The 24579-nt window shown below is 62.8% G+C and carries 21 protein-coding genes and 1 tRNA gene; 12 read left to right on the forward strand and 10 right to left on the reverse strand.

The features are described from left to right. Window positions 1–249: 249 nt before the first annotated feature. Genes QKE30_RS02660 through putP form a run of 3 tightly spaced genes read right to left on the reverse strand, consistent with a single transcriptional unit; the run spans window position 250 to window position 3087 of the window. The gene (locus QKE30_RS02660; RefSeq protein WP_297668020.1) at window positions 250–735 is read right to left on the reverse strand and encodes a hypothetical protein; all 486 of its coding nucleotides are present in this window, start codon (window positions 733–735) and stop codon (window positions 250–252) included. Window positions 736–790: 55 nt separating this feature from the next. After that, window positions 791–1444 carry an HNH endonuclease family protein gene (locus tag QKE30_RS02665; protein WP_255717157.1) on the reverse strand — a complete coding sequence of 218 codons (654 nt, stop codon included), beginning with the start codon at window positions 1442–1444 and terminating at the stop codon, window positions 791–793. A gap of 53 nt (window positions 1445–1497) precedes the next feature. After that, a complete protein-coding gene (gene putP, locus QKE30_RS02670) occupies window positions 1498–3087 on the reverse strand; it encodes a sodium/proline symporter PutP (protein WP_297668018.1) in 1590 nt (529 codons plus the stop codon). Window positions 3088–3610: 523 nt separating this feature from the next. Here putP and QKE30_RS02675 point away from each other — a divergent pair. Genes QKE30_RS02675 through QKE30_RS02690 form a run of 4 tightly spaced genes read left to right on the forward strand, consistent with a single transcriptional unit; the run spans window position 3611 to window position 11404 of the window. Then, complete coding sequence (locus QKE30_RS02675) at window positions 3611–6349, forward strand: DEAD/DEAH box helicase (RefSeq protein ID WP_347934031.1); 2739 nt, start codon at window positions 3611–3613, stop codon at window positions 6347–6349. Beyond that, window positions 6342–7361 (forward strand): SWIM zinc finger family protein, encoded by a 1020-nt coding sequence (locus QKE30_RS02680; protein WP_347934032.1) that lies wholly within the window; start codon window positions 6342–6344, stop codon window positions 7359–7361. The genes QKE30_RS02675 and QKE30_RS02680 overlap by 8 nt, the downstream gene beginning before the upstream one ends. Window positions 7362–7376: 15 nt before the next feature. After that, window positions 7377–8633 (forward strand): exonuclease SbcCD subunit D, encoded by a 1257-nt coding sequence (locus QKE30_RS02685; protein WP_347934033.1) that lies wholly within the window; start codon window positions 7377–7379, stop codon window positions 8631–8633. Window positions 8634–8653: 20 nt separating this feature from the next. After that, window positions 8654–11404 (forward strand): AAA family ATPase, encoded by a 2751-nt coding sequence (locus tag QKE30_RS02690; RefSeq protein WP_347934034.1) that lies wholly within the window; start codon window positions 8654–8656, stop codon window positions 11402–11404. Here QKE30_RS02690 and QKE30_RS02695 read toward each other — a convergent pair. Continuing rightward, complete coding sequence (locus QKE30_RS02695; RefSeq protein ID WP_246816876.1) at window positions 11401–11772, reverse strand: hypothetical protein; 372 nt, start codon at window positions 11770–11772, stop codon at window positions 11401–11403. The two genes, QKE30_RS02690 and QKE30_RS02695, sit on opposite strands and share 4 nt — an antisense overlap. 83 nt (window positions 11773–11855) lie before the next feature. Between QKE30_RS02695 and QKE30_RS02700 the strand changes: the two genes are divergently transcribed. Beyond that, on the forward strand, window positions 11856–12488 hold the full coding sequence (locus tag QKE30_RS02700) for a hypothetical protein (protein WP_347934036.1): 633 nt from the start codon (window positions 11856–11858) through the stop codon (window positions 12486–12488). Between the two features lie 32 nt (window positions 12489–12520). Here QKE30_RS02700 and QKE30_RS02705 read toward each other — a convergent pair. Continuing rightward, window positions 12521–12593 (reverse strand) — tRNA-Arg (locus QKE30_RS02705). A 127-nt stretch (window positions 12594–12720) separates the two neighbouring features. On the opposite strand from QKE30_RS02705, the gene argS reads away from it, so the two are divergent. From argS to QKE30_RS02735, 6 genes are all read left to right on the forward strand, one after another. Next, window positions 12721–14391, forward strand: a complete 1671-nt coding sequence (argS, locus tag QKE30_RS02710; RefSeq protein WP_347934037.1) for an arginine--tRNA ligase — start codon at window positions 12721–12723, stop codon at window positions 14389–14391. 103 nt (window positions 14392–14494) lie between these two features. Then, window positions 14495–15874: a diaminopimelate decarboxylase gene (lysA, locus tag QKE30_RS02715; protein ID WP_347934076.1), complete on the forward strand. Its 1380-nt coding sequence runs from the start codon at window positions 14495–14497 to the stop codon at window positions 15872–15874. A 136-nt stretch (window positions 15875–16010) separates the two neighbouring features. Next, window positions 16011–17336 (forward strand): homoserine dehydrogenase, encoded by a 1326-nt coding sequence (locus tag QKE30_RS02720; RefSeq protein WP_034985613.1) that lies wholly within the window; start codon window positions 16011–16013, stop codon window positions 17334–17336. 56 nt (window positions 17337–17392) lie between these two features. Continuing rightward, window positions 17393–18466: a threonine synthase gene (thrC, locus tag QKE30_RS02725; RefSeq protein ID WP_035003552.1), complete on the forward strand. Its 1074-nt coding sequence runs from the start codon at window positions 17393–17395 to the stop codon at window positions 18464–18466. Beyond that, a complete protein-coding gene (gene thrB, locus QKE30_RS02730; RefSeq protein WP_239200040.1) occupies window positions 18466–19392 on the forward strand; it encodes a homoserine kinase in 927 nt (308 codons plus the stop codon). The genes thrC and thrB overlap by 1 nt, the downstream gene beginning before the upstream one ends. Then, a complete protein-coding gene (locus QKE30_RS02735; protein ID WP_239200037.1) occupies window positions 19379–19666 on the forward strand; it encodes a hypothetical protein in 288 nt (95 codons plus the stop codon). Before thrB ends, QKE30_RS02735 begins: the two co-directional genes overlap by 14 nt. A 105-nt stretch (window positions 19667–19771) precedes the next feature. Here QKE30_RS02735 and QKE30_RS02740 read toward each other — a convergent pair whose 3' ends face one another. The 4 genes from QKE30_RS02740 to QKE30_RS02755 all read right to left on the reverse strand — a co-directional run bounded on the left by QKE30_RS02740 (window position 19772) and on the right by QKE30_RS02755 (window position 22776). Next, window positions 19772–20143 carry a helix-turn-helix transcriptional regulator gene (locus QKE30_RS02740; RefSeq protein WP_239200034.1) on the reverse strand — a complete coding sequence of 124 codons (372 nt, stop codon included), beginning with the start codon at window positions 20141–20143 and terminating at the stop codon, window positions 19772–19774. A 138-nt stretch (window positions 20144–20281) separates the two neighbouring features. Beyond that, on the reverse strand, window positions 20282–20923 hold the full coding sequence (locus tag QKE30_RS02745) for a cytochrome P450 (protein ID WP_239200031.1): 642 nt from the start codon (window positions 20921–20923) through the stop codon (window positions 20282–20284). 21 nt (window positions 20924–20944) lie between these two features. Next, entirely contained in the window at window positions 20945–21439 is a 495-nt protein-coding gene (locus QKE30_RS02750) for a hypothetical protein (protein WP_239200028.1), read from the reverse strand. Window positions 21440–21468: 29 nt separating this feature from the next. Further along, window positions 21469–22776, reverse strand: a complete 1308-nt coding sequence (locus QKE30_RS02755; RefSeq protein ID WP_239200025.1) for an MFS transporter — start codon at window positions 22774–22776, stop codon at window positions 21469–21471. Between the two features lie 64 nt (window positions 22777–22840). Here QKE30_RS02755 and QKE30_RS02760 point away from each other — a divergent pair, with 64 nt between their 5' ends. Further along, window positions 22841–24298 carry an FAD-dependent monooxygenase gene (locus QKE30_RS02760; protein WP_297667991.1) on the forward strand — a complete coding sequence of 486 codons (1458 nt, stop codon included), beginning with the start codon at window positions 22841–22843 and terminating at the stop codon, window positions 24296–24298. Here the strand turns inward: QKE30_RS02760 and QKE30_RS02765 are convergent. Then, window positions 24261–24554 carry an HAD-IA family hydrolase gene (locus QKE30_RS02765; RefSeq protein WP_239200022.1) on the reverse strand — a complete coding sequence of 98 codons (294 nt, stop codon included), beginning with the start codon at window positions 24552–24554 and terminating at the stop codon, window positions 24261–24263. The genes QKE30_RS02760 and QKE30_RS02765 overlap by 38 nt on opposite strands. Window positions 24555–24579 lie beyond the last annotated feature (25 nt).

Consider the following 24579-nt stretch of genomic DNA (forward strand, 5'->3'; position numbering starts at 1 on the left):
CGAGAATACGGGCGCCCGGTCGAGGAACAGCATAATTCTGCAACGCTCTAACCTGCGCGTTCTTGTTAATGAGACTGTCGTTCATTTACGTATTCTCGTTCTAACGACATCCGCCCTTTGCCCGCTGAGGCTGAAGCACCCATATAAGCGGCTATCAAATAGAAACGCACCCCGGGCCCGGGGTGCGTTTTTCGTGTACCCGCGGCCTTATCCGCGGGTTCTAATTAAAGCTTTAAAAGCTGAAGGGGCTTAGACGAACATCAGGATCGCCGTGACCAGCCACAGCAGGTTGAAGATGCCCGCGAACATTGCCGCCTGCCCCGGGATCTTGGAGGTGTCCGCATCTGCGGCCTTGGCAGCCTCTGCCTCGGAAGCCGGAGCGTCACCGGCCTCGACAGCGTTCAGTGCAACCAGACCCTGGCGCTGACGGGGGATAACCAGAGCAATCAGAACACCCCAAGCAGCGATGGCCAGCAGCAGGGCGAAGTGCAGCGCGGTGTTCTTCATTGCGCCGTCCACGACGAAGAATGCGATGAGACCCAGTACCGGTACCAGCAGGGAAATGAAGCCATAAGAGCGGGTAATGCGGTGTACCAGTCGCAGGGCGCCTACAGCTGCCGGGTCACCGGACTGTGCCTTGCGGAACTGGGGAGCGTACATGGAAGAAGCGATAGCAACGGGGCCGATCAACAGGATCGCCGTCAGAACGTGAAGCGCAACAATAAAAGTAGACATGTCCTCTATCCTCACAGATGAACAGGGGCTTTGTCACCTTTAAAAGTCGCGCGCCCTATAGGTCGCAGGCTTCCCGAGCCGCCTGTGCATCCGCTGCCGAAAGCGCCAATCCATAGTCGCCGACTACCCGCACGAAGCGCGCGCAGTAGCCACAGCGCTCCACCGGGGGCAGCCATTCGCTCAGGGTGGCATCGGACTTCTCCCGGTTCACCTCGGATGCCGTCACCAGCAGATTTCGCTGCATGTCGTTTGCAAACGCCCGCCGCTGCGCTTTCGGCCACGCATAAGCTCCCAGGTCCCACGCGGCCGCCAGCGGGACGATGTGGTCTATGTCCACCCCGTGGCGGTCCATGGGGTGGTGTGTATAGGGATCGACGCCCCTTCGTTCCCCCGCCGCTCCGTCTCCATCGTCGTTGGCGCACCCACCGGCCGAACCTCCGAAGGTCTGGACCAGTAGTAAGTCCCGAGTATCGCACACGCCACGGTCGGTGACCTGCATTGCCCACCCGTCGCCGAAGCGGGCGCGGGAGTACCCCAGCACCCGTGGTCGGGCGGGGATCTGGCGAATGCGATGCAGGTACTCCCTAACCGTTTGCTGATCCTGCTGTTGGTGACGATGTGGCGTCGCCACCCAAGAAACAACACAGACCACAACAACCAGGAACAGGCAATAGAACGTGAAGGGCTGAGACAGGAAAAAGCGCCGCATGCAGTCTTAGACTGCAGCGGCGCTAGAAAGGTTCGCTCAAGATAGCGGTTGCGCTACTTGGCGGTAACCTCTGCGGCTTCCTCGAAGTCGATGTCCTTCTTGATGGCCACCTTGGAGAGCTTGGCTGCCTCGTCGAAGGTATCGGTAACCTCCTTGGATGGAGCCTTGGTCATCAGGGTAACGGCGACCATGACGATGACGTTCAGGGCCACGCCCGGGATCATCTCGTACAGTTCGAACGGCTTGTCCATAACACCGAACTGCGGCAGGCCACCCCAAATGAAGGCGACGATGGCGCCGGTGACCAGACCAGCGGCGGCTCCCGGAGCGTTGAGGCGGCGCCAGTACAGCGAAGCCAGGATGACCGGGCCGAAGGAAGCGCCGAAGCCCGCCCAGGCGAACTCGACCAGACCCAGGATGCCGGACTCCGGGTTAAGAGCAATCACACCGGCGAAGACAGCGACAACCAGCACAGAGATACGGGAGAGGTTCTTGAGGGACTGATCGGATGCGTTCTTGTTGATCAGGCCGTTGTAGATGTCCTCAATCAGCGCGGAGGAGACAACCAGCAGCTGAGAAGAAATGGTGGACATGATCGCCGCCAGGACTGCGGTCAGGATCAGACCAGCGATCAGCGGGTGGAACAGGATGCGGCCCATGTCCAGGAAGATTGTCTCGAAGTTCTCCTGGTCAGTGATGGCGATGGACGGATCCATACCGAAGAATGCCGGGCCGATGATGGCGACCATGACGGTGCCGACCAGGCATAGGAACATCCAGCCCACGCCGTAACGCATACCTGCACGAGCATCGGACGGGCTGCGCAGCGCCATGAAGCGCACGATGATGTGCGGCTGGCCGAAGTAGCCCAGTCCCCATGCCAAGTTGGAGATGATGGTGACGAAGGAGACGCCGGTAAACAGGGAGAACCAGTCCGGGTTCGGCTCAATGGTCTCGAGGCCGTAAGCGTTTTCCAGTTGGTAGGTCCAGATAGCACCCGGATCATCCATGTGCAGCAGTGCCATGACCGGCACTAGCAGCAGGGAGACGAACATGATGCAGCCCTGGACGGTGTCGGTGAAGGAGACGGCCAGGAAGCCACCGATGAAGGTGTAGCCCACGGTAACGGCGGCGATGATGATCATGCCAGTCAGGTAGTCACCTTCGAAGGTGGACTCGAAGTAGCGGCCACCGGCGACCATGCCGGAGGAAACGTAGAAGGTGAAGAACACCAGAATGATGATGCCGGCGGCGATACGCAGGAAGTGGCTGCGATCATTGAAGCGATTCTCCAAGAAGGAGGGGATCGTGATGGAGTTGTTCGCCACCTCGGTGTAGGAGCGCAGGCGCGGTGCGGTAACGATCCAGTTCACTGCGGCACCGATCAGCAGGCCGATGGCCATCCACATCTCGGAGAAGCCGAGCATGTAGAGCGCGCCCGGTAGCCCCATGAGGAGCCAGCCGGACATGTCCGACGCGCCGGCTGACAATGCGGCGACGAAGGGGTGCAGGTTACGTCCGCCGAGCATGTAATCCTCATACTCGTCGGTCTGGTTGAAACTATAAAGTCCAATCAGCAGCATGATGATCAGATAGATCACCATGGCTATGACAAACCATGTTTGGTCAGCCACAAACATCATCTCCTCAAGTTGAATGTATAAGTTCTATACGTCAGCTTTCGGGCTCTCGGTGCTCCGAAGTACAGAAGGCGCGCGCATGTGTGACGCGCACAACTCGGTATCCACGTTAGCGAAGACGTTCACGTTGCGAAGGGTGTCCGGGGTACGTGGTAGAACTTCCAGCATGGGATTCACGCATCAGATGCACGTTGTTGCACCCACGTCGGGCGGGCTGTGGTTGTGGGTAGAGCGTGTCGAGGGGCACGGAGTGGTGCTTGATATCGACGAGCTGGAAATTGGCGATCTACCTGCGGTTTGTATGGGTATTTTGGGGTCGCGCCCGTGGCGAAATAGGGGTGGGATCTGGCTGTCCACCCCACGGGGAAGGGTTAAGGAATTACCGGTACCTGCGGTGGCTTTAACACCCGAAGAATCCGTTGAGCTCATGGGGCCATTATGCGAGTATGCGAATAAAAGTATCGATACTGGAGCTACTGATAAGCGTGGGCTGATTGACGGGCTAGGTCCGGAGCTTAAATTCCTTATGAATTTATGCGCTTTTGTTGAGGAATCTGTGCGGGCCGGGCGCGTGATGGTGCGGATGGAGCGTGTGGATGATCAGTGGTTCCCGCGCTGGACCCTTGCGCCAGCAGGCGACCACATGCGTGTGCTGCAGCAGTTCCGCGAGCGGGTGCCCGGAGTACTGACGCGCAACGGTGGCGCAGACGTTGTGGATCGCATGGCCGACGAGTTTGCGCACTGGATTGCGGTGACTCACCTGCGCCGTGAACTGAGCGATTTCACCTCGGATTTTGTGCGGGCTCTGGCGACGGGAACGGCGACCCGGCGAGGTGGGGCCAGCACCGTGGCAAGCCTCAGCCAGTGGCGGCGCGAAGCTGAAGCCCAGGCGGGGCAGCTGGTGTTCTTGTTGTCCACGCCCTCCGAGGTAGAAGAAGACGGTACCGAACCAACTTGGTGGCTGCAGATTGCCTATTCCCAGAACGGCGGGCCCTTCGAGCCCCTGAACCCCGCCGCAATGAACGAAGAGCTGAGGGAGCAGGTCATCCGCAGTCTCTACAAGGTGGAGGACGTGTGGCAAGAGTTCAATCCGCACGTGCGAAGCCTGCTGGCGTGGGTAAATATCGGCGCGAATCAGCGGGAGCGGGAATGGTGGCGTCCAGAAGAACTGCCGAGCGCGCAACCAACCCTGGGTACGAACCTGGACATCACCGAACTAGCGAGCTTCCTAGACCACGGGGCGGAGGCGCTGCGCGAAGCCGGATTTAGCGTGATGATTCCGCGTGGGTGGGGCAAGGTGCGCCCGCGGGTAAAGGCTAAGGCCACCCCGGTGGGGCAGGGGCCGGGGTCGGGCAAGCTTGGCATGGATCAGCTGATGAACTTCTCCTGGGAAGTCAGCCTGGGCGACGGCGGCGCAGCAGGGGCTAACGGTGCCGATGGTGCCGACGGAACCGGTGAGGAACTGGACGAGGCCACCCGCCAGGAGCTGTTGAACGCTGCCGAATCGATCGTGCGCATCAACGGCGAGTACGTTTACCTGGATCAGGAGGCCCTCTCGACCGCCCGCAAGTGGTTCGCGGAAGTGACCAAGGAGCAGGACAAGCCGCTGGGGGAAGCCACCGTGAGCGTGCGCGACATCCTGGAAGCCGACCTGTTGAGCGCCAGCGAAACGGTGGATACAGACCACGAATTCCGCGTGGTGGCCGACGGCTGGGTGGAACGATTGCTCGATGGCGGGGCGCAGGTGGATCCGCCAGAGCCGGTAGAAGCCCCCGCTGCTGTGCAGACCACCCTGCGCGATCACCAACGCCGCGGTTTAAGCTGGCTGGCCTGGATGCACCGCCATCGCATCGGCGCGATTCTGGCCGACGATATGGGGCTGGGCAAGACCCTGCAGGTGCTCGCTCTGTTGGCCTGGGAGCGTGAGGTCGACGATTGCGCCGGCCCCACACTGGTGGTTGCTCCCACCACCGTCGTGGAAGCCTGGCGGGCCGAAGCCGCGCTGCACGTGCCGAGCCTGGAGGTCTTGGTTGATCACGGTTCGGGGTTGCTCACCGATAAGGAGTTTGGTGACGCCACGTCCCAGGGGCTGGAGGGCAAGCAAAAGAAGCCGGATCTGGTGGTGACAACCTACGGGCGCGTGGCCAGGAATACTGCGCGCTACCAGCAGGTTCAGTGGGGCCGAGTGGTGGCCGACGAGGCGCAGGCCATCAAGAACCCGGCGACGAAGCAGTCCCGCGCGGTGCGCTCGCTTAATGCAGAGACGCACATCGCACTGACCGGCACCCCGGTGGAGAACCGGCTGAGCGACTTGTACGCGATCATGGACTTTGCGAACCCCGGAATTTTCGGCTCTGCCGCCGCCTTCCAGAACCGACTGGCCATCCCCATCGAGCGCTACGGTGACGAGGAGGCGAAGCGGCGGCTGCGCGGTCTGGTGCAGCCCTTCACTCTGCGCCGCTTGAAGGACGACGCTGCGATTGGGCTGGACTTGCCGGAGAAGCAGGACATCGTGGAGCGCGTGCCATTGTCCCGGGAGCAGGCGGCGCTGTACGAGTCCTTTATTAAGGACATGGAGATGCGCCTGCAGCTCCCCGGTGGCAAGCGGAGGGCCAACATCCTGGGGGCGCTGGTGAAGATCAAGCAGATCTGTAACCACCCGGCGCACTTCGCGGGCGACGGCTCCGGCATCCTGGCCGATGGCAAGCATCGTTCGGCAAAGGTTGAGCGCATCTTCGAGATCACCGGCCAGGCGCTGGAGCAGGGCAAGAAGGTGCTGATGTTCACGCAGTTCCCGACGTTCGGCAAGATGCTGGCGCCGGAGTTGCAGAGCACTTTCGGTGTGGAGGTTCCCGTGCTACACGGCGGGCTGTCGCGTGCGAAGCGCACGCAGATGGTCCGCGAATTCCAGAGCGCCGATGGGCCGCCGATCATGATCCTCTCAGTACGGGCTGGCGGCACCGGCATCACCCTGACGGAAGCCTCGGTGGTGATCCACATCGACCGCTGGTGGAATCCGGCAGTGGAGGACCAGGCCACGGACCGGGTCTATCGGATCGGCCAAAACAAGTCCGTGGAGGTTTATAAGCTGGTGGTGCAGGGCACCATCGACGAGAGAATCCACGACATCATCATGAGCAAGCGGGAGTTGGCAGGAGATATCGTCGGCGCAGGCGAGGGGTGGATCGCCAACCTCGACGATGAGGAGCTGAGCGAGCTGCTGCAGCTGCGCGAGTCCACTCAGCTGGAGGAAAACGATGGTTAGCAAGCAACCGAAGAAGCGCACGCGCACGGATGCGACCTGGGGCGACAACGTGGTGCTCGCTGACTTTGGAGCCAAGCGACGCCAAGAAATGGACCGCCTGCGGGATCAGCACGGCACCCACATCCGTGGAGAGGACAGCTGGGCCAGCTCGCAACTGATGGAGTCTATTTCCAGGTCCACAGACTCCGGCAGGCTGGCGCGCGGCCGCGAATACTTCCGCGGCGGCAAAGTGCTGAGCGTTGAGTTCGCGGAGAATGTGGTTGCAGGGCTGATCCACGGCTCGCAGCTGGAGCCTTTTGAAACGTCCATTCACCTGCGGAGGCTCACGGACCGCCAGCGGGATTTCGTGTACCACGAGATGCTCTCCGACAGCTCGCACATCCGCTCCCTCTTAAGTGGCGGCGCGCCGGGCATGGACGTCGCCTCGGTGCTGATGCACCCCGGGCACGTCAACCGGGTGTACTGCAGCTGCCCGGATAAGTCCGCGGTCTGTAAGCACGTGGTGGCACTGGCCTATTCTGCGGCGGAGAAGCTGGATAGGGACGCCAGTATTCTGCTGAAATGGCGGGGGCTTAACGCGCAGGAGCTGCTACGCCCAGTTCAGGGCTGGGGTGGTGGGGGCGTGGGGGCGTCACCAATTAGGCAACAACAAGCACCACACCCCGCAGAGAAACAGGCTGACCAGCTGGAGCAGGTGGATTCGGCCGAGTTCTGGGGGACGGCGGCGGAGCCGGTGAAATGGGAGCCTCTGCAGTGGGAATCGGGCATGGAACAGGGCGATCAAAAGGCTTTGAAAGAAGCCATGCGGTCGGTGACCTGGCATGCGGTGGATCAGCTGAAGGCCATGCATGAGCTGGAGGTTTGCTATGAGACCCTGGAGGCGGTCGAACCTTTGTTCTATTATGAAGCTGGCTTGTCTGGAGGGGCTGATAGAACTACAGACGAGACAAGTGGCGAAGTAGACGGCAACGCTAGCGATAACGGCAACACTGACAACAACGGGCAGGGGTAAGGCATGGCACAACCTATGGCAATTACATCGGCGCGCCGGGTGCGGATCTTGCACACGTCGGATTGGCAATTGGGGATGAAGCGCCGCTTCTTGAGCAGCGAGGCGCAGTCGCGTTTTGATGAATCGCGGTTGGAGGCGGTCGAGGCGCTGTTGGGGCTCGCGGAGGAAAGGCAGTGTGACGCCATCGTGGTGGCAGGCGATGTCTTCGACGATAACCTGCTGAAACCAGAGATTTACGGGCGTGCGATGGACGTGCTAAAGCGCACAAAAGTGCCGGTGTTCCTTCTGCCTGGAAACCATGATCCGCTGGACGCGGCCAGCGTGTACCACCGGGAGGAGTTCACCGAACTGGCGAATGTTTATGTGCTTAGGGATTCGGCTCCAGTGGCGGTGCCGAACTCCGGTGGCGCGGGCGCGGCTGGTGTTCCTCTCGAGATTGTGGGTGCCCCGCTGCGGGGGAAGAACGCGGACGAGGACCTGGTGGCGGCCGCGCTGAGAGATTTGGAGCCGGTGCAGGGAGCGGGCGTGCGCGTGCTGGTGGGGCACGGGGCAGTAGGCTCCTTCGGCGACAAGGATGATCTAGACCGCATCGACGTGGACAACGCAGCCCGGGCGTGCCGCGAGCGGAAGGTGGACTACGTGGCGCTGGGTGACACGCACTCGACAATGCCACTGGACGCGGACGCATCACGGGCGCGGGTGTGGTACTCAGGCGCACAGGAGGTCACGGCGTTCGTTGAACCAGACGGGGGTGGCGAAGCGAACTCCGGAAACGTGCTGATGGTGGACATCGCGGTGGATCCGGCGCGACCAGCACAACAGGCGGACGTTCAGGTAGAGGAGGTTCCGGTCGGGCGCTGGGCATTCAAGGCGCTGAACGCGACGGTGAACTCGGCGGCGGATATCGACGAGTTCCTGGAGCGGCTAGAGGGAATCGACGCAAAGCGCACCACCGTGGTGAAGTACGCGCTGGAGGGAACGCTGTCCGTCCACGATGCCGCTTACCTGGACGAGCGGATCACGAAGATCGCGCCGACCTTCGCTGCTTTATACGCGCGCGAGCGGCTAATGAAGCTGCATGTTATTCCCGACGAGGACGAGCTTTCCGAGGGGCTGCTCAGTCAAGGCTTTGTCGGCGAGGCGGTGGAAGAACTGCAGCAGCTGGCGAATTCCGATAGCAAGGATCCGCAACGGGTAGAGCGGGCACAGCAGGCGCAGGATGCGCTGCGGCTACTCGTGCGCTTGGCACACCAGGCGGAGAAGGCTAACTAGGGGAGAGGGACGGCAAGGAAATGACATCTTCTACCAAGGCATCGCCAAAAGCCAGCTTCGTGCTGGAGAGCTTGGATGTGCGCAACTTCGCGGGCATTGAGTCCGCGCATTTTGCCCCAAGCGCCACGGGCGTGACCGTCGTTCACGGCAGTAACGAGGCCGGAAAATCTAGTCTGATGAACGCCTTTGGCCTGCTGCTTTCGGATTGGAAGGTCTCGACGACCTCCAAGAAGGTCAGTGGCTTTTTCCCCGTGGGCAGCGGCACCAAGCCGAGGATCACCGCCCGTATGCAGTTGGGCGAGAACCTGGTGGAGTACACCAAGGACTTCGAGAAAAAGAAGGTGCTCCTAGATGTGCTGCGCCCCTCCGTGCGCAACTACACCGGCGACCAGGCAATGGAGAAGTTCAGCGAGCTGCTGAACGAGAGCATCGACTCCGCCCTGCGCGAGGCACTCTTCGTCAGCCAAGGACAGCGCCTGGACGCACTCGACTTCACGGCCATCCCCTCCCTGTCCTCGGCCCTGCGCACCGCCGGTGATGACGCCACAGTGAGCGCCGCCAGTGGTATCAGCGAAAATGACCAGGGCGCCGCGGAGCTGCTAGTCCGCCTGATCGACGACGAGGACAAGAAGCTGCGGGACCGCCGAGCCAACAGAAATTCCAAGGGAGAGCTGGCCGCCGCCGAGGCAGATTTGGCGAGTGCACAGGAAGCCCTAGCGACCGCCAAGCTTGAGTACAACAATGCGCAGGCAGCGATCCGTGAAATCGAATCCAAACAGATTCAGCGCGCCGATGCCGAAGACGATCTACCGGATGCGCAGAAAGAGTTCGACGAATGCGCCGAACGATTAGAGGCTGCGAAGAAGATCGCGGAGGCCTTAAGCGCCTTGGAAAACGAGCTGGAACTGAAACAGGACCAGGTCGGGCGATGGCAAGAGGCATCCGAGGCGCGGGAGAAGCAGAAGCTAGCGCAGGGGGAGCTAGAACAGTCGCTCAAAACTGCGACGGAGGAGCTACGTGGCGTCCAGAAAAGGGCTGAGGAACAACAGGCCGAGCGCGACGAGGCGAAGAGCGCCTTCGATAGTGCCCACGCCGCGTACGTGCGTGCGGATAAGCGTGCCAAGCTGGCCACCGCGCTAAAGAACGCGGCGGACATCCAGGGGCGGCTGGAGTCCGCGACGGAGGAGCGGGATAGCGCGGTGAAGCTGGATGCGAAGGTAGCGGAGCTGGCTCAAAAGGTGGATCGCAACCCGGCCACGCCGCAGGCGGAACAGAAGATCCGTGAGGCGATGACGGACCTGGACGCGCAGATAAAGATCCGCGATGCGGGCGCGACTTCCGTTCGTATCGCAGGGCCGGCCGACAGCACCATCGTGGACAACGGAGTGGAGGCCGCCCTGGGGGAGAGCGGCCTGGAGAAGAAGGTCACCACCGAATGGACCGTTGGCCTGGGTGAATACGAGGTGTGCGTCACCCCGGCGCAGGATTCCAGCAACCTCGACCTCAACGTCGACGAGGCGCTGCAGAAAGTAAATGCGGAACTATCGGCGGTCGGGCGCGAGCGTATTGCGCTCGAGGATCCGCGCGCGGAAGTACTTGAAGAGTTTGGGCATGCCGTTCGGGCACGGAACGAGGACGAGGAAACCCTGCGTGACCAGCGTGCGAGCCTCAAGGCCATCCTCGGCAAGCGAACACTTTCCGACCTGAACGGTCAGGTGGAAAACCTCACCGCCGAGGTCGAGAAGCTACTGGAAACCAGTAGCTCCCTGCGTAGTGACGCCAACGTGGAAGCCGGCGAAAACATCGACGAAGCAGAAGAAGGTGCCGCGCTGGAGGCAGCCACCCGAGCCCGTGACGAAGCCAACGGACGGTTGCTTTCCCTACAGAACAGCGACGCGATCGAGCGGAAGATCCAGTACGAAGCGAAGGTGGAAAACCTGCAACAGCAGCTGGATGCGGCAGCGAAGGATCTGGAAGCAGCCCGCGAGCGATACTCCGACGAAGAACTGAACGCGAAGCGTACCCAGGCAGCACAGGCCGTGGATGCGGCACGCGAAAAGCTCGATTCCAAGAGGCAGGAAGTAGGCGAGCTCGGCGACGTGGCGGACGTGCAGGCGAGCTTCGAGGGGGCTCGGAGCCGGGTAAACATGCTGAACCAGCAGGTACAGGAATGCCGCGTGGACATTGCCGCCTTGAACGCCAAGCTCGGGCAGGCTCGCGGTTCCGCAGAAACCAAGGAACAGTCAGAGGCGGAAGTAGAGCGTCTCAAGGGCGTGGTCGCTAGGCTGCGCAGGCAGGCGGATGCCGCGGAGCTACTGCATCAAGTGGTTCAGGAATCGCGGAAGCGGATGCAGGAAAAGTACTCCGAGCCGTATCGCAAGGCCCTGAACAAGCTCTCCGGGATTGTCTTTGGCAGCGATGTTGATCTGGACGTCGATGAGAAGTTCCAGGTTTCGAGCCGCGCTATCGGCAACGTGCGGTTGGACAAGGAGCAGCTCTCCGGCGGTGCGCAGGAGCAGGTGGAGATTCTGCAGTTGCTTGCCATCGCCCGCCTGGTGGGGCACGACGGCAGCGGGGTGCCGATATTCCTGGACGACGTGCTGGGATTCAGCGATACCGACCGGGCCAAGAGCATGAACAAGGTGCTTGGCGCCTTGGGGCGGGATAATCAGATAATCGTCCTGACCTGCGACAAGGATAGGTTCTCCCGGATCCCGGGCGTGGATTTCCAGAGTATCGACAGCCTAAAGAAAGCCGGAGCTAGTTCCTAGTAGTCGCTGTACTCGTCGTAGTAGTCGTAGTAGTCATACTGCGCGTCGTCATAACCGTCGAGGTATCCCTCGTAGTAAGAATCATCCGGCGCGGGTGCAGGCTCGGCCGGGCGGGCGGCCATCATCTTGTTGGCACACGTCGACGTCCACCCCGACGTTCCGTCGGTAAAGAAAGTTGTGCCGGTCTCGTGCATCGAGGGATCCCCGCAAGAGGCGATCGTCTTATTCATGACGGATGGGTTCGCCTGCCCCGGCGCCTCAGTGTGGCCAATGACCACCTCGCCGGTGGTGTTCGTCTGCTGCTGCGAACCGCCCGGGGTAGGTGCCGGGGACTTAGCCTCTGAGTCCTTTGAGGCCTTTGAGGGCAATAAGAATTACTTTAAGAATACCCAGCGAGTGCCCCAAAGCGACGTTATTATTGCCACAGAAGAGAACACTTAGGAGTGCTCCCATGAAGTCCCACTCAAAGCCTCGCTCAAAGTCCCATTCGCTAGCAGTAAAGATCGCTGCAGTAATCACCTCAGCCGCCCTACTGGGGTCGTGCAGCCTCATTTCTTCCGAAGATTCGGATCAGGCCGAAAACTCGGCACAGTCGGTGACCGACGGAATGCAGCGCGTCGAAGAAGGGCGAATCTCCCTTGAAGTTCCAGCAGACTGGGAAGAGACCGAGGACTTCAAACCAACGGAGAATGGTTTCACCACGTCTTGGTCTAACGCGGACAAAGAGGCCGATAAAGAGCCAACGGACGTGATTCGTCTGAGCTCTGACCAGGGGCAAGGGCCTACGGCAACCGCCACGATGGGGTACTTCGAAGTGAACGCCCAGTTCCGAACCACCCACGGAAGAGACTTCGAACTAGGCGAGTCCCGCGACCTGGATATCGAAAACGCCGACGAGGCTAAGCTGACCACTTGGACGACGAACGAAAAGTCCGGCAAGACTCTGCACGGCGCGTGGGTGTTCGTCTCCGCAGGAAGCGGTGGAGCCGCTGGAGTTGAGATCTTGGCGCTCACCCTGTCCGAGGAAGAGATCGAGGCGATCATCGACTCGGTAGAGTTCGATCCGAGGAAATCGGAGGAATAAGAACGCCCCGAGTGCCCCTGGCTTGAAAAGAGTGCCCTCGGCGAGATTCGAACTCACGACCCCTGGTACCGGAAACCAGTGCTCTATCCCCTGAGCTACGAAGGCGTGTATCGGCGGTTCACTTTGTGTTCACGTCAATACGGGTTGAAAGTCTAGCACTGCACTGGGGCAGGAGTTCAATCACCTCCGCCACTGCGTGAAGTGTCCGGCCTCACTGCTAGTGTTTAATGCTGTGACTCCTGCTGAATTGTCTGAACTGATTACCGAAACTGCCCGCACGACCCTGGATGCCCACGGTCTGGATTCCTCCGTAGTGCCGGAGAGCGCCACCGTGGAGCGCCCGCGCAACCCGGAGCACGGCGACTACGCAACGAACATCGCCATGCAGGTGGCAAAGAAGGCCGGTACGAACCCGCGTGAGTTCGGCACCTGGCTGGCGGAATCCCTCGGCGCGCACGAGGGCATCGACGAAGCCACTGTCGCAGGCCCGGGCTTCATCAACATCCGCTTGGCCGCCGCTGCGCAGGGCAAGATCGTCGAGGACATCCTCACCGCCGGTGCAGACTTCGGCCGCGGCGACGAGCTCGCTGGCTCGGCCATCAACTTGGAGTTCGTCTCCGCCAACCCGACTGGCCCGATCCACTTGGGCGGTACCCGCTGGGCGGCCGTGGGCGACTCCCTGGGGCGTGTGCTTACCGCCCGCGGTGCGAAGGTCACCCGCGAGTACTACTTCAATGATCACGGCGCGCAGATCGACCGCTTTGCCCGCTCCCTGGTGGCTGCCGCGAAGGGCGAGCCCACTCCGGAGGACGGCTACGGTGGCGATTACATCCAGGACATCGCCTCCCAGATCGTGGAAGCTAACCCGGATTGGCAGCAGCTCGGCGCGGACGAGGCACAGGAACTGTTCCGATCCCAGGGCGTGGAGCTGATGTTCGCCCACATCAAGCGCACCCTCGCGGAGTTCGGCACGGAGTTCGACGTGTACTTCCACGAGAACTCTCTGTTCGAGTCCGGTGCGGTGGAGGCTGCGATCCAGAAAATCAAGGACAACGGCAACCTCTACGAGGCCGATGGTGCCTGGTGGCTGCGCTCCACCAACTTCGGTGACGACAAGGATCGTGTGGTCATTAAGTCCGACGGCAACGCGGCGTACATCGCCGGCGACATCGCCTACGTGGCCGACAAATTCGACCGTGGCCACAACTTGTGCATCTACATGCTGGGCGCCGACCACCATGGCTACATCGCTCGCCTGCGTGCAGCGGCTGCCGCCATGGGCTACGACCCGCAGCAGGTGGAGGTGCTCATCGGCCAGCTGGTGAACCTGGTCAAGGATGGCAAGGCCGTGCGTATGTCGAAGCGCGCCGGCACCGTCATCACCCTGGATGACCTGGTGGAGGCCATCGGCGTGGACGCTGCCCGTTACGCGATGATCCGCAGCTCTGTGGACTCGTCCCTGGATATCGACATGGATCTGTGGGCTTCGAAGTCTAACGACAACCCAGTGTTCTACGTCCAGTACGCGCACGCCCGCCTGTGCTCTCTGGCGCGCAAGGCCGCAGACCTCGGCGTCACTCGCGAGGGCGCCGACCTTTCCTTGCTGACCCACGACCGCGAAGGCGACCTGATCCGCACCCTCGGCGAGTTCCCAGCCGTGGTGAAGACCGCCGCCGAGCTGCGCGAACCGCACCGTGTGGCTCGCTACGCCGAGTCCCTGGCCGGCACTTTCCACCGTTTCTACGATGCCTGCCAGATCCTGCCTAAGCCGAGCGACGACGAGCAGACTGTGGCCGAGAACCAGGCCCTGTTCGCCGCCCGTCTGTCCCTGGCCGCGGCTTCCCGTCAGACCCTGGCCAATGCGCTCGAGCTGTTGGGTGTGTCCGCCCCGGAGCGCATGTAGTTGTTGTTTTTCTTTGTGACGCCACCACCTCCCGCCCCCTGCCGATAATTCACTCACCTAGGAGATTCCCTTGGATCCGGAGACTCACCTGAACTCCACGCCGTTGCGCCGTCGCACGGCCAGCACCGCGGAGTTCAACGCGATTCCCGCGCACGTCTACCCGCTGACCCTTCGTCGCGAAACGGCAGGGGAGCGACAGGGCGAGGTCACCATCGGTGGCGTGCCAATCACCGAGATCGCCGACACGTTTGGCACGCCGGCGTTCGTGATGGACGAGGAAGACTTCCGAACCCGCTGCCGCCGCCTGGCGAAGGCTTTCGGTGGCGGGCACTTCGTGCACTACGCTTCCAAGGCATTCCTGTCGAAGACTGTCGCCCGCTGGGCGATGGAGGAGGGGCTATCCCTGGACGTTGCCTCCCTCGGCGAGCTGCAGGTCGCCCTGGCCGCGGGATTCCCCGCCGAGCGCATCACCGTGCACGGCAACAACAAGTCCCCGGAGTTTCTGCGCCTGGCAGTTTCCGAGGGTGCGGAGCTGATCGTCGTGGACTCGCTGCAGGAGATCGAGACGCTGTCCACTGTCGCTGGCGAGCTGGGGAAGTCCCAGGATGTGCTGGTGCGTGTGACCCCTGGCGTGCACGTCGATACCCACGAGTTCATCGCCACCAGCCACGAGGATCAGAAGTTTGGATTCTCCCTGGCCTCCGGAGCAGCTCATCATGCGGCCATGGCGTGCCACGCTGCTGATGGCGTGCGCCTGCGCGGCTTGCACTGCCACGTCGGCTCCCAGGTGTTCGAGGCCTCCGGATTCGCCCTGGCCGCCGAGCGCCTGCTGGGCCTGTGGAAGCAGCTGTTGGATTCCACCGCGACGCTTTCGGACGCCCCCACGTCGCTGGATACCCTCGATCTCGGTGGTGGCTACGGTATCGCCTACATGCCGGATCAGGAGGCTCTGGACGTGGAAGAGGTGGCGTCCGAACTCAAGAGCAAGGTGCGCAAGGCAGCAGAGGCGGCCGGCGTGCCCGAGCCGAAGCTCAACGTCGAGCCGGGCCGAGCGATTGCCGGACCATCGATGATCACGCTCTACCGGGTGGGCACGGTGAAGGACGTCGAGGTGGCCGAAGGCATGACCCGCCGCTACATCTCCGTCGACGGCGGCATGAGCGACAACATCCGTCCCGCCCTCTACCAGGCGGAATACGATTGCCGCGTGGCCAACCGCGAGGTCGACGGTGAGCTGCTGCCGACCCGCATTGTGGGCTCCCACTGCGAGTCGGGCGACGTGCTGGTCAATGACGCGCTGGTGCCGGAGGACGTTCGTCCCGGGGACCTGTTGATGATCGGCGCCACGGGCGCGTATTGCTACGCGATGGCCTCTCGGTACAACATGATGACCCGCCCTCCGGTGGTGCGAGTGTCCGACGGCGAGGCGCGGTTGATGATTCGCCGCGAAACTATCGACGACGTGCTGGCTTTGGAGGAGTAACTTCCTGGATACAGGGCAAAACAGGGGTAATGGACAGCTTTGTCTAGTCGCACGGTAGATTGGTGCGATAACCTAAGAAAAAATTACCAACTTTCCTCTCATTTGAGACCTTACAAAGGAGCGACAAAGGAGCGACATGACCGAGCAGAAGTTTAAGCCAGGCAAGGGAATCGGCCAGACCGTAGGTGTGGCTCTGCTGGGCATGGGTACCGTTGGTGCAGAAGTGCTGCGGCTGCTGGAGGAGCGCAGTGATGAATTCGCAGCCCGCATCGGTGGCCCGCTGGAGGTCCGGGGTATTGCCGTCAGCAATTTGTCCAAGCCCCGCCCGGGTGTGGATCCGGAGAAGCTGACCGACGACGCGCTGTCTCTGGTGGCCCGCGACGACATTGACCTGGTCATCGAGGTCATCGGCGGCATCGAGTACCCGCGCGAGGTCGTGCTGGCGGCGCTGCGCGCCGGCAAGTCCGTCGTCACCGCCAACAAGGCTCTCATCGCCGCTCACGCTGACGAGCTGGCTGCCGCTGCCGACGAGTCCGGCGTGGATTTGTTCTTCGAGGCGGCCGTTGCCGCCGCCATCCCGGTTGTTGGACCGCTGCGCCGCTCCCTTGCCGGCGACAAGGTCAACCAGGTGATGGGCATTGTCAACGGCACCACTAACTTCATTCTCGACGCAATGTACACCCGGGGTGCCAGCTACGACGAGATGCTGGCAGAGGCCACCGAGTTGGGTTACGCGGAGGCCGACCCGTCCGCCGACGTCGACGGCTTTGACGCCGCCAGCAAGGCCGCCATCCTGGCCTCCCTGGCGTTCCACACCCGCGTGTCCGGCGAGGACGTGCATACCGAAGGCATCCGCGACATTACCGTCGCCGACATCGAAGCGGCCAAGGCCGCAAACTCCACCATCAAGCTGCTGGCTATCTGTGAGCGTCTGGTGGATGAGGAAGGTAAGGAATCTGTGTCTGCAAGCGTGTACCCGGCGCTGATCCCCAGCAGCCACCCGCTGTCCAGCGTCTCTGAGTCCTACAACGCAGTCTTCGTCGAGGCGGAGTCCGCCGGTCGCCTGATGTTCTACGGCAACGGTGCCGGTGGCGGCCCAACCGCCTCTGCCGTCCTGGGTGACGTCGTGGCCGTGGCCCGCAACATCGTGCTTGGTGGCCGCGGGCCAGGGGAGTCCACCTACGCCTCCCTGCCGATCGCCAACTTTGGTGATGTTCGTACCCGCTACCACGTGGATATGCAGGTGGATGATCGCCTGGGCGTGCTGGCCGAGGTGGCCTCCGTGTTCTCTGAGCAGGGTGTGTCGCTGAAGACCGTGCGTCAAGAAGGGCTGAATGACGGTGCGCGCCTCGTCGTCATCACCCACAGCGCGAAGGAAAAGAACCTGGAAGAGACCGTGGCGAAGCTCAAGGAGCTCGACGCTGTCAAGGCGATTGACTCCGTCATCCGCATGGAAGGCTAAACTCTAAGAGCGCTTTAAGCCAAGACCGACAACTGGGAAGAAACGACAGGGAAGCTATGACGAACAAGGTTCTGAACCACTGGACCGGCCTGATCAACATGTACCGCGATCGGATGCCGTTCGCGAAGGATTGGGAGCCGGTGACCCTCAACGAGGGCGGCACCCCGCTGCTGCGCGCGAACTACCTGTCGGAGATCACCGGCTGCGAGGTCTACCTCAAGATCGAAGGTGCCAACCCCACCGGTTCCTTCAAGGATCGCGGTATGACCGTGGCCGTCACGGACGCTTACCACAAGGGCCAGAAGGTCCTGATGTGCGCCTCGACCGGCAACACCTCGGCCTCCGCGGCGGCCTACGCGGCCCGCGCCGGTCTGAAGTCCGCCGTGCTGATCCCAGAAGGCAAGATCGCCCAGGGCAAGCTCGCGCAGGCAGTAATGCACGGCGCGCAGATCATCCAGGTACGCGGCAACTTCGACGACTGCCTCGAGCTGGTCCGCAAGACCACCACCGAGTTCCCAGAGATCGCCCTGGTCAACTCCGTGAACCCGATGCGTATCGAGGGGCAGAAGACCGCCGCGTTCGAGATTGTGGATTGCCTTGGTGACGCCCCCGATGTTCACTTCCTGCCAGTCGGCAACGCGGGCAACATCACGGCGTATTGGAAGGGCTACTCCGAGTACGCGGAGGACGGCGTTTCCACCCAGCGCCCCGTGATGAAGGGCGTGCAGGCAGCCGGAGCTGCCCCGCTGGTCAAGGGCGAGCCTGTGCTGGAGCCGGAGACGATCGCTACGGCGATCCGTATCGGCAACCCGGCTTCCTGGCAGCAGGCCGTTGCAGCCAAGGAGGAGTCGGGTGGCGACTTCCGCGCGCAGACCGACGAGCAGATTCTGGAGGCCTACCGCACCATCGCTGGCCGCGAGGGCATCTTCGTCGAGCCGGCCTCTGCATCTTCCGTTGCAGGTCTGCTGGACGCTCACGCCAACGGCGAACTGACCGCCGGACAGCGCATCGTGTGTACCGTCACCGGCCACGGCCTGAAGGATCCGACGACTGCGCTGTCTCAGATGCCGGAGCCCACCGTCACCGACGTGGACCCGCACGCCGTTGCAGACAAGCTGGGGTTGAAGTAATGGGCGTCGAGATCCCCGTTGGCCGCAAGGCCACCGTCAAGGTTCCCGCATCGACCGCGAACCTGGGACCTGGCTTCGATACCCTCGGCCTGGCGCTGGGGCTGTACGACTATGTGACTGCCGAGGTCATCGAGTCCGGCTTGGAGGTCGAGGTCACCGGTGAAGGCGAGGGTGAGGTTCCACTGGACGAGCGCCACCTGGTGGTACGCGCCCTGCGCGCAACGCTGAAGGAAGCCGACGTGACGGTTCCGGGGTTGCGTGTCAGCTGCACGAACTCCATCCCGCAGTCCCGCGGCCTGGGATCTTCGGCCGCCGCAGCGACTGCAGGCGTGGCAGCGGGCAATGGCCTGGCAGGGTTCACCCTGGACGACCAGGCACAGGTGCAGATCGCCTCTACCTTTGAGGGGCACCCCGATAACGCGGGCGCATCCGTGCTGGGCGCGGGCGTGGTCTCGTGGACGAACACCCCCATCGACGGAGTGTCCGCACCGGCCTATCACGCCCGTCGTATCGACGTGCACCCGGACATTAAGGCCACCGCGTTTATCCCGGACTTTCACGCCTCGACGGAGGCGATCCGCCGCGTGCTGCCGTCCGACATTAGCCACGTGGACGCCCGCTTTAACGTCTCCCGCACGGCAGTAATGACCGTCGCGCTGCGCGACGATCCGGAGCTGCTGTGGGAGGGCACTCGTGACCGCATGCACCAGACCTACCGAGCCGAGGTGCTGCCGGTGACCGCCGAGTGGGTGAACCGTCTGCGCAACCTGGGCTACCCGGCGTTCCTTTCGGGCGCGGGTCCGACGATCCTGGTGCTCAGCACCGAGCCGGTGGACAATGCACTGGTGGAAGAGGCTCGCGGCCGCGGGATGAAGGTCCTGGAGCTGGACATCGCCGGTCCGGTCGAGGTGGATGTCACCGGGTAAGGCGGAGCTGGTGACCGATGGGTTCTGCAATCCGTACACCTCACGCACGTACCCCTCGGGGGACACGGAGGTGATCTCGACGGGCATGGAGTACCTGTTCGGGCCGCCGTCCGGGAAAACGCAGCGGGAACGGTCGATGAGCAGTTTCGCGGACAAGGGACGTGACGGGTTCATTCGGGGTGGGTCGCCGACCACAGGTGATCCGGACGCATTCAGCGATCCCGGGCACCGCAACCTGATCCTCGGGGTGCTGCGGCTGCTGGGCGTGGGGTAGGCGGAGAAGCTGCCCGGTTGAAGTACCGGGAGTGTGAGGTCTCGACGGCCGTGCGGTCCCGGGCGGGGATGGTGACGACCTCCCTTCTGCGGCTGGAGGACCGGGTCACGCACCGCCGGCGAGGGTTTCGTCCCGGTCCTCGGTCTGAGCACCGCTGCTGGAAACCTTGTCTGCAGCGATGATCTGGTCCAGCAGGCCGGGGAATGCTTTCTCCAGGTCATCACGGCGCAGTCGGGTCATGCGGCCGTTGCCGACGTCTCGCTGCCACACGAGGCCGGCATTGCGCAGTACCCGGAAGTGGTGCGTCCGGGTCGATGGGGCCCAGGGGGTCCCGAACACGCTGCAGAACTGCTCTGTGCCCTCCGGTTGTGATGCCAGATTGACGATGACATGCCGTCGGTTTTCGTCGGACAGTGCATGGAGGATCTTCGACAGGTCAAACTCTTCGACACTCGGGTGTCCATCCTGATCAGGCATTGCGCAATTCCTTGGGGCTCGGGGGCATTGACTACTTCTATGGTACCTACCCTGGGTGGTGTCATGTAGGCATGCCCGTGCCTACTTCCCGACCGTCACCGGGAGATTCAGCGGGCGGTGGACGAGTACGCCCGTGTCCTACTGCACGGCGTCCACCGGGGACGCCAGGGTGAGGTCAGGGAGCGCGGCGGTCAACACCACCAGGGTCTCGTGGATCTCCATGCGGGCCATCGCCGCGCCCATGCAGTGGTGCATACCGTAGCCGAACTGGAGATGCCGCTTGGATGTGCGTGCGGTGTCCACGATCCAGGGTTCGGGGTAGACCTGCGGATCCCGGTTGGCAGCGTGAGCGTCTGCGTAGACCGTCTCCCCCTCGCGCACTGTTCCCCCGGAGACCGCCACATCGCGCGATGCGATCCGCGGGAACGTGGAGATCCTGCCGAGTGGGAGTAGGCGCAGGAGTTCTTCGGTGACCACTGGGATGCTGTCGGGGTTCGTGGACATCAGCTCCCAGAGCTCGTGGTGTGACAGGGCCACGAAGACGATCTTTGAGAGTTCCGACAGCACATTCTGGTCGCCGCCGACCAGCGATCCGAGAAGCAGAGCTGCGTACTCACCGTCGGTGACCGGCGGGGTTGCTTCCTCGCGGACGGCGAGCAGGTTCTTGATGAGTCCGTCGTTGAGGGGGCGTCTGCCGGCGATGAGGTCTTCCAGGTAGTGATACAGCTCCCAGAAGTCCTCCAGCAGCTGCGGGATGTCGGTGTCATGCGCGAGTTGCATCTGCCGCGACAAGTGCCGAAATCAGGGAATGTCGTCGTCGGGGACGCCCAGATAGGTGGCGTTGACGTTGATCGTCAGGGGTTCGAGCAGGTCGGTCATCAGGTCGAAGCTGGACGCGGGTGTCAGCGCATCGGCGGCGTCGGAGACGATGCGACGGACCGTCGGGGCGAAAGCCGCCATCGTGTTGGCGCTGTAGGCTGCGGCGACGAAGCGTTTCAGCCTTCCGTGGTGCGGATGATCGAGATTGAGGAGCATCTCCTCGGGCATGACCGTCGGCAGGAAGCTGGGGCCATCGTCGACGTTGGTGTCGCTGCGGATGAACGAGGTGTCCGTCAGAATCTTCTGGACATCGGGGTAGGCGGTCAGGTGCACGGCCGTATGCCCCGTGGGAAGAACGACCTGGGGAAGCCCACCTGGGGAAAGGTCATCGAGCGGTGTCACCATCGAGGGCGGCATCAGGCCGGGGATGGAGCGGAGGTCGAAGCGTGCGGATGTGGGTGGTGTGGTGGTGGTCATGGTTTCCTCCATGGATCTCTACAGGATGTTCAGTGGGTGTCGGTGTGTTCGCTGCGGCGGATGGCCAGGACGGCGATGGCGATCACGACCACCAGAACAGCGACAATGAGAACGGTTGTGGTGAAAGCACTGGTGTAGACGTCGGGGTGTCCGGGTTGGCCGGCTGCGGTGTCGGTCGCGGCGTCGCCGGTGAGCTTCTGCCCGATCAGTGTGGACAACAGGAGGGCGTAGCCTGCGACGAAGATGGCCTCACTGCCGACCCGGAAGAAGTTGAGCAACCCGGCAGCGGTGCCGGTGCGTTCCGGCGGGACCACCTGAAGGGCGTGGCCGTCCACAAGCCCAATGGGGAGGCCGAAGCCGAATCCGAGCAGGATCATCGGAACGATGATCCAGGCCAGGGAACGGTTCTCGCTGAGTAGCATGAGTCCCAGGTCGCCGAGGATCAGGACGGCAAGGCTCGTGTAGATGACAGACCCAACGTTGATCCAGGTGACGGTGTCGACGAGCTTGGCGGCGACAGTGGGTGCGATGACCACGGGGATGGTCATGGCGAGCATGAGCAGACCTGCCTGACCTGCGCTGAGATCTCGGATGCCGCTGAACGCTGAGGGGAGATAGGTCAGCAGGGTGACGAAGCCAATCGACCCGGCTACGGGTACCAGGCACATGGCGAGGAACTCCCGGTTGCGCAGCAGGGACAGGTCCAGCAACGGGGCGCGGTCTGACGTGCTTGGTGCCACAGCAGGGGCCGCGGCGGGGAGAACACGGGAGCTCAGCGCAACAGCGGCGAGGATAAGGCCGTGAACAGCGAAGACGCCGCGCCAGCCGACCCCGGCGACCAGGGCACCGGAGATGGTCGGTCCGAGCGCGAGACCGAGCCCGTTGACGGTGCCGAACAGGGCGAAAGCACGGGCACGGGCGGAGCCGGTGAAGGCGTTGGACAGCATCGAACTCGCACCGGTGAGGATCGCGGCGGCACCGATTCCGGCGATGATGCGCATGGCATCGAGCAGGAGCAGCGACGGGCTCGCCGCACTGATCAGACTGGTGGCGGCGAACAGGATGCTGCCGATAACGAAGGTGAGGCGGTAGCCGATGCGGTCGCTGAGTGCTCCCCACGCGAGGACACCGAGGGCGAAGGCGACGTTGAAGCCGTTGACCACCCACTGCAGTGCCGTGGTCTGGGTGCCGAGGTCGGTGGAGATCTTCGGAAGCGCAATGGCTGTCCCGGCGATGGACATCGGGGTGACGAACTGGGCTATCAGGATGATCGGGAGCGTCCAGCGACTCGGGGGTGCCGCCGCCGTTGTCTTGGATTGCGTCGATGTGGCTGTCATGGGTGTGTCCTTTCGGTAGGTACGATGATATTAGTAGGTACCAGTATCGTAGTTACTTCGCAATGTGAGGAGAGCACGGGACATGGAAAACACCAGCGCAGGAACACCAGATCAGTCGGATGAAATCGTGGATGTGGCCATCGTCGGAGGCGGTCCGGTCGGCATGCTGGTGGCAGCTGAGCTGACGCTGCAGGGACTGACTGTGGTGCTGTTCGAGCCGCGGACAGAGGTCGACCGCAGACCGCGAGCAGGCACAGTCCACGCCAGGTCGCTGTCGCACCTGGCCCGGCGTGGATACGTCACATCGGTCACGCCTGAGGAGATTGAACGGCGCTCCGGTACCGTCCGGCGTGCGGAGTTCCAGTTCGCCGGCTCTGCCGGGCTCACGCTGAGCGCACCCGCTCAGGAGCCGTCACCGTTGGCGGGGATACCGCAGGCCCAGTTGGAAGCGACGTTTGAGCAGCGGGCACTGTCACAGGGGGCAGACATCCGCCGGGGGACAGTCGTGCGGTCGGTCACCGTCGACGACGGCCACGACGGAGTCCTGGTCCAGTTCACCGACGCAGACGGACGCCCGGCACTTCACTCCGGAAGGGTCCGGGCACGGTACTGCATCGGGGCAGATGGAGGGCGCAGTCTTGTCGCCAGGACGGGGAACTTCCCGGCGGTCGAGACCCCCGCGACGATGAACGCCATCTCGGCGCTCGCCTACAGTGACGATGGTTCGGTTCCTCCCGGATGGAATCAGACGGAAACCGGATGGACAATGCACAACCCCGGCTTCGGGCGGCAGGGACGTGTCATCGGCATGGACTTTGACGGCCCGTCCCGGGACAGGTCTGTGCCCGAAGCGACTGAGTATGTGGACCTGGTGGAGCGCATTCTCGGAGGGCCGGCGAACCTGTCAGGGATCACCCACCTCACCCGGTTCAGCGACTTCGCACGGTACCGCCTGTCGATGCGCGACGGGAGACTCCTGGTCGTCGGTGACGCTGCGCATATTCACTACCCTCTGGGAGGACAAGGCCTGAACACCGGTATGCAGGACGCGTTCACCCTGGGCTGGCGGCTGGCCGCAGTCATCAAAGGTGTGCAGCCGGAAAGCTGCCTCTCCGAGTGGTCCCGGATGCGGTCGCACGCAGCGGCTGTCGTCATATCCAACACAGTTCTCCAGTCGCGGATGATGCACCCGCAGCAGGGGACGGCCCTTCGCGACTCCATTCACATGCTGCTGACCGTGCCTGGGATCCATGACGCTTTCGCAGACATGATCTCCGGGCAGTTCCAGCCGGGATTCGCTACGGATCTGGCGATCACCGAGCAGCAGACGGGAGAGGAACTCAGCCTTGCCCGGCTGCTGATCCCCGGCCGCGCTGTCGAGCTGCGTGTCGACGATGACGCTCCCCGCGTGGGGACCCACGATCCGGAACGGCTGGTGGTTACCGGAACCATCCGCCCCACTCCGCCGTGGCGAAGCGCTTACATCACCCCTGACGGCTACTTTGCGGAGACGACTCCGTAAGTACGCGGCGCACGTCGGCGATGGCCTGCTCGGCGGTGATGTACTGGACTGCGGTCCATCCGGCCCTGCGGGCCGCGGCACAGTTCTCAGGAAGATCGTCGATCAGAACACAGTCCTCCGCGGCGACGCTAGCCGCATCAGCAGCGATGGCGAAGATCTCTGGATCAGGCTTCCGGACGCCAACCCTGCAGGAGTCGATGATGACGGTCGCCACCTCGTCGAGGTCGACCATCGCCCGCCAGTGGTGCTGTTGCAAAGTTGGGTGGAGAACCGCGAACACT

The organism is Corynebacterium sp. c24Ua_83 (genome assembly GCF_039907245.1).
Lineage (GTDB): Bacteria > Actinomycetota > Actinomycetes > Mycobacteriales > Mycobacteriaceae > Corynebacterium.